The sequence below is a fragment of the Polyangium sp. 6x1 genome (assembly GCF_029946515.1).
Classification (GTDB): domain Bacteria; phylum Myxococcota_A; class Polyangia; order Polyangiales; family Polyangiaceae; genus Polyangium.
The window spans coordinates 48,590-62,443 of sequence record NZ_JARZHH010000029.1 but is presented as its reverse complement, the minus strand read 5'-3'; the positions used below and the strand labels follow the sequence as shown (position 1 = coordinate 62,443).

Genomic DNA, 13,854 nt, shown 5'->3' with positions numbered 1-13,854 from the left:
CTTCCCCCCGCTTTGGGTCTCATCTGGGAAGCGTTTCGCTGGGGCGTTGCCCCAGGCCCCACCAGGAGCTGTCCGCTCCTGGACCTGGACCAGCGCCCGCGCTGGACTGAGGATCGATGAACTGCGCGATGCGCAGTTCATCGAACAGCCGGTTCAAGACCACGAACGACCCTGCCAACCAAGACGGCCGCGCGGACGGTTCAACCGGCAACGCGGTACCACCAACGGCCTGTGGGACGAACTGCGCATCGCGCAGTTCTTCCCCAAAGGGTCCAGGGCTGGCCCAGCAAAGAGGGGGCGGACAGCTCAAAAAAATCTCCCCGCATCGACTGCGCTTCGCGCAGTCGATGCCCAGAGGTCCAGGGCTGGCCCTGGTTCGGGTCGAGGGGCGAACAGCCCCCGCGGGGCCCGGGGCAGCGCCCCGGCGCGGCGCCTCAGGCCCCCGCGACGATCACCCGCGGCGCGCGACGGACTTCATTGCGCGATCGATGCCGATCTTGAGACTGCTCGTCGTCATGATGCCTCCGAACTCCGCGCCGAGGCCGACGAGGGTTTGCGCGACCTCTGCGCGAATTCCGCTGAGAATGACCTCGGCGCCGAGGAGCTGCGCGGCTTGGGCGGCGCGGAGCAAGGCGCTCGCGACCTGGGTATCCACCACGGCGACGCCCGTGATGTCGAGGATCGCCACGGATGCGCCCGTGCGGCTCACGCCTTCGAGCAGCGTCGTGAGGACTTGCTCGGCCCGCTCGGGATCGAGCGCTCCGATGAGCGGCATCGTGAGGATCTTGTCGGTGATCGGGATGAGGGGCGTCGACAGATCTGCGAGCCGCTGGCGTTGCGACTCGATGATGTCGTTCTGCGCCATGGTCTCGCGCAGGAGCTGCTCGGATTGCTTGCGGTCGCTGATGTCGGTCAGCGTGCCGATGAAACACTCGACCTTGCCTTCCGCGTTCCTCACGGCCGCGGTCCTCGCGCTCACCCAGCGCACCGTCCCATCGGGCAAGCGGAACCTGAAGTCGACGGTGTTCTTTTGCTCTCCGGACTTCACGACCTCGAGCCACTTCTCGACGACGTCATTCATGTCGTCGGGGTGGAGCCCCCGGATCCATCCGTCGCCCAAGGCCTCACTGGCTGGGATCCCGGAGACGGTCGCCCAGTGCTCGTTGACGAACCTGTTGGACCCTTGGGCGTCGGTCTCGAATACGGCGACGGGCAGGCGCATCGTGATCGAGCGGAAGCGCTCCTCGCTCATGCGCAATGCGCGCTCCATCTCTCGCTGCTCGTTGACGTCGACGCAGCAACCGACCCACTTTCGAATGCTCCCGTCTTCGAGCACGTGCGGGACGCCGACGGACCAGACCTGGTGATAGACGCCGTCGTGGCGCCGAAGGCGAAATTCGACGTCGTAGATGCTGCGCGTGGCGACGGCGTTCTGCCAGGCGGCCGCCGCGTGGGCGCGATCCTCCGGATGCAGGGCATCGGCCCAGCCGACGCCCTGGAGCTCTTCGACGCTTTGTCCGGTGAACGCGCACCATTGCGCGGACGTGAGGCCGCTCGTCCCGTCTGCGTTCGTCGACCAGGAAATCATCGCCACGGCCGCGACCAGCGCGCTGGATTGCGCGGCGCTCATGCGAAGCTCGTCCTGCTCCTGCTCGAGCTCGGCGACCTTTGCCTCGAGAGACGCGATCCGCTCACGCAGCGCGTTCATCTCGTCTGAATGGCTGTCCGTCGTTTCGGAGTCCATCGGACGACCTTACCACGATCGAACCGTCGTTGGGATCAGCGTCCTCGTCGAATCGGGAGCCGTGTGGCCCCGCTCCTGCGGGCATCACCTCCCGCCAAGAAGATGACGATTTTCCCTGCGACGGCCCGATCCTGGACGTTTCGCCGCGATTCGCGCGCGGACGCGAAGACCGGTATCGACGACTGTCAACGAGCTCTGCGCCGCGAAAGGCCGGCGAGGCCGAGCAAGCCGAGGACCCAAACGAACCCGCTCGGAGAGGGGCTCGCGTCGCCTGCCACGCGGCACCCACAGCTGCCCTCCTCGACGACGTCCCCCGGATCGTTGTCTCGCGCAGGCAGGGTACAGTTGGATTCGCACCCGTCACCATCCGTGGTATTGGCATCGTCGCAAGCTTCCTCCGCGGCGGTATCGAGGATGCCATTGCCGCACGATTCGTCCGAGATGCACGTCGCGTTGCATCCGTCGCCGCTCGTGCTGTTGCCGTCGTCGCAGACTTCGCCGGCGTCGAGGATGCCGTCGCCGCACGACGGCAAGGCGCAATGGGCCTGGCATCCGTCACCGTCGACGGTATTGCCGTCGTCGCAGGCTTCGCCGGCGGCCATGTCGATCGTCCCATTGCCGCAGACTTCATTCGAGCCGCACGAAGCGCTGCAACCGTCGCCGCCGATGGTATTGCCATCGTCGCAGATCTCGCCGGCGTCGAGGACGCCGTCCCCACACGAAGGCAGCGCGCAGGTGGCCTGGCAGCCGTCGCCGCTCGTGGTGTTGCCGTCGTCGCACGCTTCGCCGGTCGCAACGTCGACGATTCCATTGCCGCAGACCTCGTTCGAGGTACACGTGGCATTGCAGCCGTCGCCGGCCATCGTGTTCCCGTCATCGCACACCTCCCCGGACGCGGCGTCGACAATTCCATTGCCGCACGACTCGTTGGAGGTGCACGTGGCATTGCAACCGTCCCCGTCCGTCGTGTTCCCGTCGTCGCACGCTTCGCCGGCCGCGGCGTCGACGATTCCATTGCCGCACGATTCGTTGGAGGAGCACGTGGCATTGCAGCCGTCCCCGTCCGTCGTGTTCCCGTCGTCGCATGCTTCACCGGTCGCGGCGTCGACGGTACCATTTCCGCACGACTCGTCGGAGGTGCACGTGGCATTGCAACCGTCGCCGTCCGTCGTGTTCCCGTCGTCGCAGGTCTCCTCTCCCTCGACGACACCATCCCCGCAGACGGGGGGACCTGCGTCGCACTGGGCGAGGCTCGTGGCGACGCAGGCCTCGTCGACCCGCGCGTCGCCCGTGGCGCTCGCCGTCAGGTCTGTACCGATGTACACCGTGGTCATCGCGGCGGAGGCGACGAAGCTCCCCGTGACCAGCGTATACGAGCTCGTGATCGGCGCCGATGCGACGAGCATGCCGTCGTAGCCGTCGAAGCGAATCTCGGCGGTTCCGCCGTTGCCCGCGACGTGAAACGACACCCAGTACGTCTTGCCCGGCGTCGTCGGGACCGTTTGCGTCATTCCTTCGCGATAATAGAGCTGGGTCCGCGGCGAGCGCATGCCCACATAAAGCCCCGGATCGGTCCCCGTCGACCAGAAATCGCAATCCGCGCCGGCCGACATGGACGAGTTGCCCCAGCCGGTGGGCGGCGTGTTGTGGGGCAGCGCGGGGCAATCCTCCATGTCCGCATTGACGAGCAGGTTCACCGCGCCCGCGTCGGATACGTACGAAAGGAGGCCCGGCAAGACGACGAGCGCAGCCAGGAGGTTCTTCATCCATCGATCCCGAGTCGTTCTCATGGGGACGTCGAGGTATCCGAAATCCGCGCGCATGTAAAGGTCGACTCCCGGCCCGCGCAGCCCGCCGACAATCCTTTGACGTAGCAGGACCGCTCCCGCAGGGGGCTTCCCAAGACGAACGTTCCTTCGGTACACTGCCGCGCATGCAGAGCAAAGCGAGCACCGTCGAAGCGTATCTCGAGAGCCTTCCCAGCGATCGTCGTGCCGCCCTCGAGGCCGTGCGCGCGGTCATCCGAAAGAACCTCGACGCGGACTACGAAGAGGGCATGCAGTACGGGATGATCGGCTACTACGTGCCGCACCGCGTGTTTCCCCCTGGCTACCATTGCGACCCGAAGCAACCGCTGCCCTTTGCGAGCCTCGCTTCCCAGAAGAACCACATGGCCATCTACCTCATGGGGGTCTATGGCGACACCGGCGCGCGGCAATGGTTCGAGGACGCCTGGGCGAAGACAGGCAAGAAGCTCGACATGGGCAAGTCCTGCGTGCGATTCAAGAAAATCGAGGACCTGGCGCTCGACGTGATCGGCGGGGTGATCAAGCGAATGCCGGCGAAGAAGTACGTCGAGGGCTATCAGGCCACGCTCGCCGCCATGGGCAAGGGCCGGCCCGCGAAGGCGGAGGCGAAGGCGGAAAAGCCGGCGGCCAAGAAGGCCGCAGCGAAGGCGCCGGCCGCGAAGAAGGCTGCAACGAAAGCGTCTGCGGCGACGATCACGCCGGAGCGCAAAGCAGGTCGGAGAGCGCCGACACCGGCTGGTCCCACAACTTCTCGAAGCTCACGCTGAGCATCTCGCGCGAACGACGGCCGCGCCGGTAGGCCGTGCGCAGCCGGCCGAGGTAGGTTCCGAATCCTTTGACCCCGTCCCGCTGGATCTGTCGCGGGATCGAGTACGCCAGAATCAGGATCGCCTGGCGGACGCCGAGATTGCCGAGCACGAACGCCTGCAGCTCCATCTCGCCGGGCTCGTCGGTGCCATACCCGGTGATCAGATGAAAGATGTCGTGCGTCTCCCGATAACGCTTGCTCAGGTAATCGACGTCGTTCGCGACGGGGAACGTGCTGACGAACGGCTCGATGCCGTTGTCGCGGAAGTAGCCCACGAATGCGTGGCCGAGCGTGCCTTCTGGCATGCGCGCGAGGGCGTCGAGATCGAGCTCGTGCCCTTGCAGCGACGGGCGCTCGTCGAGCATCCGGCGTCCCTCGGGCGTCTCGCGCCACACCTCGGCGAGCTTCGCGTACGTCTCGCTGTCCATGCACGCGTTCACCAGCGGGCCGTAGTACGCATTGCCGGGGTCCTTGGCCAGGATCTGGAGCGCGCGAATGGCCAGGCGGATGCGGGTGAAGGCCGACGCGTTCGCGGGCAGGGTCGGATTCGTGTCGTCATTCATGAAACCCTCCTTCGGCGAGCAGCCCTGGCTTGTGGCGCTCGTGGAGCGAGCATGACCGAAACGGACAGTAGTGTCCACTTGGGCTTCGGGGTAGAGTCGCGCCGTGACGAGCCTGCCTGAAAAAAAACCGGCACGACGGCGCGACGCCGAGGAGAACCGCGCGCGGATCGTGGCCGCTGCGCGCGAGGTGTACGCGTCGGCCGGCTTCGACGCGCCGTTCGACGCGATCGCGCGCCACGCAGGCGTCGGGCGGGCGACGCTCTACCGGAACTTCCCGGACCGGTTCGCGCTCGGCGCGGCGATCATCGAGGACGACCTCGCCGCGCTCGAAGCGATCGCCCGCAAGCACGGCGACCGGCCCGACACCTTCATGACGCTGCTCACGGGCATGGTCGAACGGCACACCGAGGCGCACGCGCTGGTGCCGGTGCTCCTGCGCGAGCCGGGCGCGCCGGCCCTGCAGGCCCTGGTGCCGCGGGTGACGCGGCTGCTCACGGCGCCGCTCGAGCGCGCGCGCGCGGCGGGGCTGGTCCGCGCTGATCTCACGCTGACCGACGTGATCGACGTGCTCGCGATGCTCGCGGCCGTCCTCGCGGACGACGGGTCGGGCCGCTCGCGCCATGGGCGGATGGCGCGGGCGCTGGAGTTATTGGTTCACGGGCTCGTCCCGCGCGCGGCGGGCGCGCGGGTCACTTCCCGCCGGTGAGGTGCACTTCCTGCGACGACTGAGGGAAGAAGACACAATCGGAGCCGCAGGCGCTCCCGCTGATCGTCAGGCTCGCCTTGCCTCCCTTGTACGGCAGGGTGGCCAGGATCGGCGCGCTGCTCCACGACGTCGGCCCGTCGCATTCGAAGCCCACGACGAAGAGCTGTTCAGCCCTGGTGGTCCGGGTCGTCTGCTGGCGCAGCAGCCCGATGAGGTTGACGGAGGCTGGCGTGGAGCAGTCCACGGTGCCTCGGACGACGACCGAGCCGTCGATCGACGAGAGCGAGGCCTTGGTGTCGACGATGAGCTTCGCCACGAGCATCTCGCTGACGGAGACCTGGAGCATGCCGCCGAGCGCCGCGGTGGGGTCGATGCCTGGCGTGGCCACCATCAGGAAATAGGTCTGTCCGGCCACGACATCGAATTCGATCGCGGATTGCACGTTGAAGTCGGTGTCGTTGTTGCAAGCGATCGGCGTGAGCGCGCCGATCGATCCGCTGAACGCCGAGAGGGTCGTGTCGTAATCGCTGCCGAACGTGTTGGCCGTGAGGCGGGCGTCCTCCGAAGCGACGAACGAATACCAGACGGTGTGCCCGTTCCCGGAGCAATCGAGGTTGTCGCTGGGATCTACCGGGAAGGTGGTCGAGGTGGTCGCCGAGCCGGTATAGTAGGGGCCGTCGTTGAACGGCAAGCTCGGGATCACAGTGGCCGCCAGGATCGAGTCGTTCAGCGGCGGCGGCGCCGGCGCCGGCGTGATGGACGCGGTCGCGAGGCAGATCGACGTCGGAAAGTTACTCCCGGCGGCGATCGTCGGCAGGGGCAGGCCCGTCGCGGCGCTGAAGACGCTCACCCCCTTGCCGTTCTCGGGGACGTAGAGCTTGGTGTCGTCAGGCTCCGGGTGAATCGCCAAGAGCTCCGGCCCCTGGAGCGAGAGGGCCGGCTCGACGACCAGCGGAGAGAACACGGTGCCGAGGAATTGCCCCGTCGTGGGCTCGTAGAAAAACGCATCGACGGAGCCGGGCTCGATGCTCGACCCGCCGGCCCGCGCGAAGACGCGGTCTCCGGACGGAGAGAGGATCACCGATCGACCGTTGCTCGCCGTGAGCAACGCGGTTTCGACGGGCGAGAGACCCGGGATCGAGAACGACTGGATCGTCGCCGGAGCGCCGCCGCCGACGACGACCGCGGAGTCGCTGCCGAACGCGCACGCGACGTTGTGGCCGTCGAAGCCGATGGGGAACACGACGACCTCGCCCGTGTCGCTCAGCGAGCCGTCCGCGCCGAGCGTCAGGCGGCGGAGCGAAGACCCGTCGGACGCGACCACGAGCACCGAGCCGTCGTCGCACACGTCCACGGAGCGGCAGCCCTGCCCCGCGAAAAAAATGTTCACCTGTTCGACGGTCTCCACGTTGACGACGGATATCGGCTCGGGCCCCAAGCCACCGCAGACGACCGCGAATGTCCCGCCGGGGGCGAGCGCAATGTCTTCACTGGCATTCTCGAGCAATATCGAGGGCCTGTCGACGAACGGAAGCGGCGGCATGGTGGTGAGGTCGAACACGAACAGTTGAAAGTTGCCGCCCGCGACGAGGCCCCGCGTCGTGTCGGCCGACGCGACGATCTCGCAGTCCCGCGGCTCCACGAAGGGCAGCGACGCCGTCCCGAAGACATCGCCTGTGTCGGCGTCGAACGAGGTGATGCTGCCGCTGTCTTCGGGGACGAGGCCGATGGTGAAATCGGCCGCGGCCGGTCGCGCCGCGAGGGCCGCCGCGAAGGCGGTGAGGATCGCTGGAATTCGCAAGAACCGGCCGGAGGAAAGGGATCCGGCCCTGTGAGATTGCTTCACGGTCAACTCCTCGGACAATGCCGACGGCATCCCGTGGAGACGCAGCCCGTCACGTCAACGCAATGACGCGGACGACGAACGTCGTGGCCTGATCCCCCGAGATCGCCGGGAAAATCGACGGATCGACGAGGGACCCGAAGACCGGCACGCGGGTATACCGCCAACGCGTCGATCGAACCACATCAATTCATCGCGACGAGGCCGCGCTGCGCCCGAGGCAATCGTGATTCTGCCCGGAATGCGGGCATTTCAGTGGTAGCTCGTCTTCCCATCGACGACCTACCTCGACGACGATTTCAATGAGGCGGAGGGGCGGGCCCCGACCGCCGGCAAACGGTGCGCGCCCCCGCTTGCCACCTCCGCCTCCCACCCCCTCCCAAGAAACCATTTGCCTAGCATATAGTTTACCAGGCACACTACTTAACGTGAGACACCGAACAGCAAGCGGGAGCCGAGGATGACCACGGAGGGCCGATCCATCGACCAGGCCCGGCGGGCGCTGCGGCTCTGTCAACGCCTCGCACGCTGGGCGGCGGCGAGCGTGCAGGCGAGCCGATCAGGGCAGGAGCTGAGCCTGCGGCAGCTCGGGGCGCTGTTCGCGATCCGGGAGGGGCTGACGTCGCCCGGGCAGATGGCGCGGCGGCTGCGGGTCACGCCGGCCGTCGTCACGGGGCTCGTCGACCGGCTCGTGCGGCAGGGTCACGTGCGGCGCGAGGCAGACCCGGACGATCGGCGCAAGCTCAAGCTCGCGCTGACGGAGACCGGGACGGCCGTGAGCCAGTCGGTCGAGCGTTCGCTGACCGAGCCCCTGGCAGGCGAGCTCGCGGCGGCCGAAGCGGCCGAGATCGAGGCGATGGGGCGCGCGCTGGACCTCCTCGAGCGCGCGCTCACGGCGCTGGAGGCGCGCACGCCCAAGGTCACGGACGGCGGGCTTGACGGGGACAACGACGTTTGGGGGGAGAACACGGAGGAACCATGACGACGAGCTCGGCAGACGGAGCGGAGAGCGCGCGCGCGGAGCGCGAGGGCAAGGGTGAGGCGAGGGGCGCGGCGAAGGAGGCGCCCCGGTATTCGTCCGTGGTGCTGGACAGGTCGGATCCGGCCTTTCTGGCCAGGTCCCCGGAGATTTACGCGGAGATACGGGCCGAGGGGCCCGTCGTGCGCGCCCTTCATCACCCGTTCCCGAGGGATGAAGGCGAGCGGCAGAACCTCCTGAAAGGCGAGCGCCCGATCGGCGAGGTGCTCTTCGTGGGCCATTACGAGAACACGGCGGCCGCGCTGCTCGACGATCGCCTCGCCTCCGACCCGTACGCGCGGTTGACGCCGGAGCAGCGGGCGAAGATGCCGCCGGTGCCGGAGGAGTTCCAGCCCATCGCGCATTCGCTCCTCATGATGGATCCGCCCGACCACACGCGGCTGCGCAAGCTGGTCCAGCCGGGCTTCAATGCCCGCGCGATGGAGGCGCTCCGGCCGCGCATCCAGCGCCTCGCCGACGATCTGCTCGACAAGGCCGAAGCCGAGGCGGCCGCGCGCGGCGAGGTGGGGCCGGAGCGGCGGATGGATCTGATCAAGGCATTCGCGTACCCGCTGCCGGTGACGGTGATCAGCGACATGCTCGGGATCCCGGAACAGGACCGCGAGGCCATCCAGAAGCTCGTGGAGCTGCGCGTCGACAGCAAGGACCCCGCAATCATGCAAGAGACGCGCAAGAAGCTCGTCGGGTTCAGCCATTACCTCGTCGATCTGTTCGAGCGCAAGCGGCAGGCGCCCGCGGACGACATGATAAGCCAGATGATCCAGGCCCAGGAGGACGGCGACAAACTCAACGAGAAAGAGCTCTTGTCGATGGTGTTCCTGCTTTATTTGGCCGGGCACGTGACGACGGTGAACCTCATCGGCAACGGGGTCGTCGCGCTCTTGACGCACCCGGAGGAGCTCGCCCGCTTCAAGGCGGATCCGGGGCTCGCGAAAGGGGTCGTCGAGGAGACGCTCCGGTACTGGGGGCCAGTCGATTACCTCGGCGCGGTGCGCACCGCGAAAGAGGACATGGAGATTGCCGGGGTGCCGATCCCGAAGGGTGGGCAGGTGATGGTCGGCCTCGGTTCGGCCAATCGGGATCCCGCGCAGTTCGAGAATCCCCACGCGTACGACATCACGCGCGAAGGCGCCCACCGCCACATCGCTTTCGGCAAGGGGATTCACCTGTGCCTCGGGGCGCCCCTGGCGCGCATCGAGGGGCAGATCGCGTTCGAGACGCTGTTCCGGCGGTTCCCCGAGCTGCGCCTCGCGGTGCCGGCCGAGGAGCTGCGCTGGGGCGGCGCCGCGGGGCTGCGCGGGTTCCGCGAGCTGCCGGTGCTGTTTTAGCGGCGAAGGTTCCGCTTCCGCCTGCGCCTCCGCCTCCGCCTACACGTCCCCGGACGTCACCGCGTGGTCCCAGTAAATCACGCCGCCCTCCTTCCACGTGACGAAGCGGACCCAGCCGTCCTGGGAGACGACGATCGCGAGCGCGCCGTGAATGTGCTGGCAAAGGCGATAGGCGGAGCGGTGCCGGGTCCCGACCGCCTCCGTCGACTCGATCGCATCACGCGTCCCTTCCATGTCCAGGGCCCGCCTCACCGACGGCACCTCGGACAACGCGCCGCCGATCTCGCAGCCGAATCCGAGCAGCTCGAGGCGCCTCGTCAATACGACGGCGCCATCCACGTCCGCCAGGCCCGCGATCAGGGTCGAGAGCTCGGAAACCGCTTCGTCGAGGTTCACGAGGTGCGGGTCGGTGCTGGACTCGTAAATGTCCCAGCCGACCGACGCCGAGGGCGGCGCCCACGCCTTGTTGCGCCCGGCGAGCGCGTCCATGGTCGCGAGGATCAACGTGCGATAACGACGCCGCGGCTCCCCCTCGGAAAACTCGTATTTGATGCGGAGCAGGCCCGCCGCCTCGCCCACGTCGCCCGGCGGCAGGAAGATCAGCGTGCCGCCGTGGTGCCCCCGGCGAATCGTGGTGATGAGGCGCTTCAGCATCTGCCAGGTGATGAGCCGCGTCACCTCGGGATCGAGCTCCGCGCCGGGGGTGCGCGCGAAAGGCCGGGCCTCCTCGTGCAGCGCCGTGAGCTCGGCGTGCACCTCCTCGAATCCCTCGGAGAGCCAGCGCGCCTCGAAGACGTTCATCACCGGCCCCGTGATCCTGCCGCCCTGCAGCTCGCCCAGCGTGATCGGCCCCCTCGCCACCGCGAGCTGCCCCGGCCCCGAGGCGCGAATGACGAGCGCCCACGGCGGCAGGCTCGACCACGAGCCCCGCCCGCCTTGCGCCGCGTGGAGCCAGCGGGGACCCGAATGCAGCAGGCCCCATATCTCGAATCCACCACGGCCGTCCTCACGCACGCCGATGAGCGCGCGGTGGTATTTGATGGCCGGCGACAGCCGCCGCAGCTCGTGCGCGTCGAGCGGGCGGGCACGCGTGAACACCAGGCGGTGCAGCCCCCAGGGGGGGCCGGCCTCGGCCGGATACCTCTCGGCGTCGCCGAGGATCAATCGGAAGGTGACCGGTCGCTCCTCCTCTCGCAGCAGGCTCGCCTGATAACAGATCGACAAAAGATCCTCGAGCGCCGAAAGCATCGGGAGTCGTGCGCTCCCCACCGCTTCCACCTCGTCCCATCGCTCACGCACGAGCCTGGCGAGCTGAGGTGGATACGAATGCAGCACCCTTCGATCCTAAGGCCCGCGCGGCATCCTCCCAAGGGGCCCGCTCCGCGGCGGTCGCCTCATCCTGCGGCCGCGCGCCGAGCTCCCTCGTCATCGAACGGCAGCCGCATCGTGAACGTCGTCCCGCGTCCGGGGGCGCTCACGACGTCGACGCTCCCGCCGTGGGCCTCCGCGACGCCGCGGACGACGGCGAGTCCGAGCCCCCAGCCGCCCGGCGATGCGCGCTCGTGGCGCGCGCGGGTGAAGGGCTCGAACAGCGTGGCCTGCTCGTCCGCGGGGATGGGCCGGCCCTCATTGTGGACCTCCACCTCGACGCGGTCCGGCAGCGACCGCACGGTGAAGCGCACGGGGTCCGCCGATCCGTATTTGAGCGCGTTCGACGCGAGGTTCCAGAAGGCTCGCCGGAGCTCCTCGCGACCGAAATTCCCCGTCGTGGGCCCTTCGGGCGCGACGACGACGAAACGATCGCCGTGCTGCTGGGAAAGCTCGGCCACGAGGTCTCGCACGATATCGAGGACGTCACAGCGATCGCGTGAAATCGGCAGGCGCTCGCCGGCCTGGACGCGCTGCGCGTCGAGCAGGTCGCTCACCATGCGCTCGGTGCGGTCCAGGCTCCGGAGGAGGGTCGACGTCCAGCGTTTGGACCTGGGGTCGTCGGTCGAGCGGTCGGCCATTTGCGCGGCGACACGCGCCGCAGAGAGCGGGCCGCGGAGGTCGTGCACGAGGACCGACGAGAGGACGTCTCGCAGCCGCTGCTCTTCGTGCAGCGCCTCGATTCGATCCTCCAGCATGCCGTAGAGCTCGGCGTTCTCGATGAGGAGCGCGAGGTGCTCGGCGATCGCCTCGATACGCCGCTTCTCCCGCGCCGAGAAAGGCCGCTGCTCGCGCATGCCGACGTACATCACGCCGAGGAGCTTGTGCTGAAGAGGGATGCGGACCCCGAGGAGCGAATGAATGCCACTATGGCGGAGGTTGTCGGTCACGTCGAGCTCGGTCGTCTCGGCGTCGAGGAGGCTCGTCGTCTCGTCGCGCGACGCAATTTTCCCGGCAAACGAGGAGGGCGCGAGCGAGCGGGCGTAATGCGTGAGCCGCTCGTCGGCGTCCCCCGCCGACGCGGTCATCACGAGCTTTTCGGTCGTGGGCTCATGAAGCAGGAGGGCCGCCGTCGCGGCGCCGAGCGCCTCCATGACGATCGGCATGGCGGCGTCGAGCCGGTGGGCCAGGGTCGGGGACCTGCGGAGCGCGTCGGGCGGCTCGCCCGTGAACGCCTGCCGTAGCAGCCGGAAGAACCGCTTCTCCGATTGCGCGTCGTCGAGCAGGTGCCGGACGAACCTGTCGGACACCAGCACCGCGGACCCGTGCACGACTTCGAGGATCCTGTCGAGCTCCAGCGGATCGCACCGCTCCTCGGGCGGCACAGCCGCCCACGCCTGGAAGATGCAGCGGCCGATCAGCGTGAACTCGCTCTGAAGCTCGACGAGATCGAAGCCGTGGCGGAGGCGGGAAGCGAGGTGGTTCTCCACGAGCTCGACCTGGCGGGCGCTCGGCTCATGCCCGTCCGAATCGACCAGGGACGCGAGGTAGAGCGGGATGATGTTCATCAACTCGGGCCGCGAAAGCCCACGCGCCGACGCCGTTTTCTGCGCCACCTCGGCCCACCGGTCGAGGATCCTGCCGCTCTGCGTCTCGATGATGTGCTTGATCGTCGGCACGATCCACCCCTCCAGCGGCTATCCCATAGCACGTCTCATGCAAAGCCGAGATGCTCGGCCCGGGCGCCCCCTTTGGCGTGCTTCCGCTTCCGCTTCCGCTTCCGCTTCCGGGGCCCCGAAAATCGCGGACCGCAGACTCTGCTGGTCCGGAGACACACCACGGGTTAGCCTCGCGGCCATGCCGGACGTGACTTGGATTCGTGGCGCGAGTGATACCGAGATCGCGGAGAGGGTGATCGACCCCATCCTGATGGCCGCATTGGACCGAAGCAAATGGGCTATGCTTCGCAGCGAAGAGCGTGCCGTCGGAGTCGTCTGCCTCCTGCACAACACCGCATGTCGGAGTGGACTCGGCTCCTACATCGCCGAGGAGCCTGCTCACGTGCAGGATGCGACGGCGGGTGCAGCGCGTGACCTCGGGCTCGAGGATATCGCGGCCGGATGGGAGCTGGCGATTCGTGGGATGGACCTCTCTGCGTGGCGTGGGGGGATTCCGAGTGAAGTCGAATGGGGCCATGCAGAAGCACGCGAAGCCCTGGAACAGGCGCTCGTCACGGGTGCCCACGGGGACATGCGAACCTTCCTGGCGAACTGGGTCCGCAAGCATGCGGACGCCTTCGCGCACTGATCTCCACGTCCACGTATCTGCACCTCGGTCCCGAGCGCGGTCCAGGCTCACAGGCCTATCCACCACCGGGGAATCCTCCCGTCGCGTGATTCGCCCGGCGAGGACAACGCCCACCGTGTTCCCTTCGTCCTCCCAGCTCGCCGAGAACGCAGGGGGAATGTTCCCGCCGTCCTCCCAGCTTGCCTATCCCCCAGCCGGGAACGGCAGGACCGTCCTCCCAGCTTGCCTATCACCCAGCCGGGAACGGCAGGACCATCCTCCTCGCCACGCGAGGAGGCAGGGGAGAACGTTCCCCTTCGCTTCTAGCTCCGCTAGGAGACAGGGGGGAACGCTCCCCCCT

At 67.9% G+C, this 13,854-nt stretch carries 12 protein-coding genes; 5 read left to right on the top strand and 7 right to left on the bottom strand.

The genetic code is table 11. The features are described 5' to 3' along the window. Positions 1–451: 451 nt before the first annotated feature. Positions 452–1,744, bottom strand: coding sequence for a PAS domain-containing protein (locus QHF85_RS25710; protein ID WP_281329954.1), 1,293 nt, complete (start codon positions 1,742–1,744; stop codon positions 452–454). Between the two features lie 185 nt (positions 1,745–1,929). Next, positions 1,930–3,534: a DUF4215 domain-containing protein gene (locus QHF85_RS25705; RefSeq protein ID WP_281329953.1), complete on the bottom strand. Its 1,605-nt coding sequence runs from the start codon at positions 3,532–3,534 to the stop codon at positions 1,930–1,932. A 143-nt stretch (positions 3,535–3,677) separates the two neighbouring features. Between QHF85_RS25705 and QHF85_RS25700 the strand changes: the two genes are divergently transcribed. Then, positions 3,678–4,319, top strand: a complete 642-nt coding sequence (locus QHF85_RS25700) for a DUF1801 domain-containing protein (protein WP_281329952.1) — start codon at positions 3,678–3,680, stop codon at positions 4,317–4,319. On the opposite strand, the gene QHF85_RS25695 is transcribed toward QHF85_RS25700, so the two are convergent. Continuing rightward, positions 4,246–4,923 carry a Coq4 family protein gene (locus QHF85_RS25695; protein ID WP_281329951.1) on the bottom strand — a complete coding sequence of 226 codons (678 nt, stop codon included), beginning with the start codon at positions 4,921–4,923 and terminating at the stop codon, positions 4,246–4,248. The genes QHF85_RS25700 and QHF85_RS25695 overlap by 74 nt on opposite strands. Positions 4,924–5,026: 103 nt before the next feature. Here QHF85_RS25695 and QHF85_RS25690 point away from each other — a divergent pair, with 103 nt between their 5' ends. Further along, positions 5,027–5,629 carry a TetR/AcrR family transcriptional regulator gene (locus QHF85_RS25690; protein ID WP_281329950.1) on the top strand — a complete coding sequence of 201 codons (603 nt, stop codon included), beginning with the start codon at positions 5,027–5,029 and terminating at the stop codon, positions 5,627–5,629. Here the strand turns inward: QHF85_RS25690 and QHF85_RS25685 are convergent. Continuing rightward, positions 5,613–7,475 (bottom strand): hypothetical protein, encoded by a 1,863-nt coding sequence (locus tag QHF85_RS25685; protein WP_281329949.1) that lies wholly within the window; start codon positions 7,473–7,475, stop codon positions 5,613–5,615. The two genes, QHF85_RS25690 and QHF85_RS25685, sit on opposite strands and share 17 nt — an antisense overlap. Before the next feature lie 49 nt (positions 7,476–7,524). Then, a complete protein-coding gene (locus QHF85_RS25680; RefSeq protein WP_281329948.1) occupies positions 7,525–7,656 on the bottom strand; it encodes a hypothetical protein in 132 nt (43 codons plus the stop codon). Positions 7,657–7,932: 276 nt separating this feature from the next. Here QHF85_RS25680 and QHF85_RS25675 point away from each other — a divergent pair, with 276 nt between their 5' ends. Both QHF85_RS25675 and QHF85_RS25670 read left to right on the top strand, forming a co-directional pair. Further along, positions 7,933–8,454, top strand: a complete 522-nt coding sequence (locus tag QHF85_RS25675; RefSeq protein ID WP_281329947.1) for a MarR family transcriptional regulator — start codon at positions 7,933–7,935, stop codon at positions 8,452–8,454. After that, positions 8,451–9,839, top strand: a complete 1,389-nt coding sequence (locus QHF85_RS25670; RefSeq protein ID WP_281329946.1) for a cytochrome P450 — start codon at positions 8,451–8,453, stop codon at positions 9,837–9,839. Before QHF85_RS25675 ends, QHF85_RS25670 begins: the two co-directional genes overlap by 4 nt. Positions 9,840–9,878: 39 nt before the next feature. Here QHF85_RS25670 and QHF85_RS25665 read toward each other — a convergent pair whose 3' ends face one another. Then, positions 9,879–11,174 carry a putative sensor domain DACNV-containing protein gene (locus tag QHF85_RS25665; RefSeq protein ID WP_281329945.1) on the bottom strand — a complete coding sequence of 432 codons (1,296 nt, stop codon included), beginning with the start codon at positions 11,172–11,174 and terminating at the stop codon, positions 9,879–9,881. 59 nt (positions 11,175–11,233) lie between these two features. Beyond that, positions 11,234–12,886: a HAMP domain-containing sensor histidine kinase gene (locus tag QHF85_RS25660; RefSeq protein ID WP_281329944.1), complete on the bottom strand. Its 1,653-nt coding sequence runs from the start codon at positions 12,884–12,886 to the stop codon at positions 11,234–11,236. 178 nt (positions 12,887–13,064) lie between these two features. On the opposite strand from QHF85_RS25660, the gene QHF85_RS25655 reads away from it, so the two are divergent. After that, entirely contained in the window at positions 13,065–13,514 is a 450-nt protein-coding gene (locus tag QHF85_RS25655; protein WP_281329943.1) for a hypothetical protein, read from the top strand. Positions 13,515–13,854: the final 340 nt, after the last annotated feature.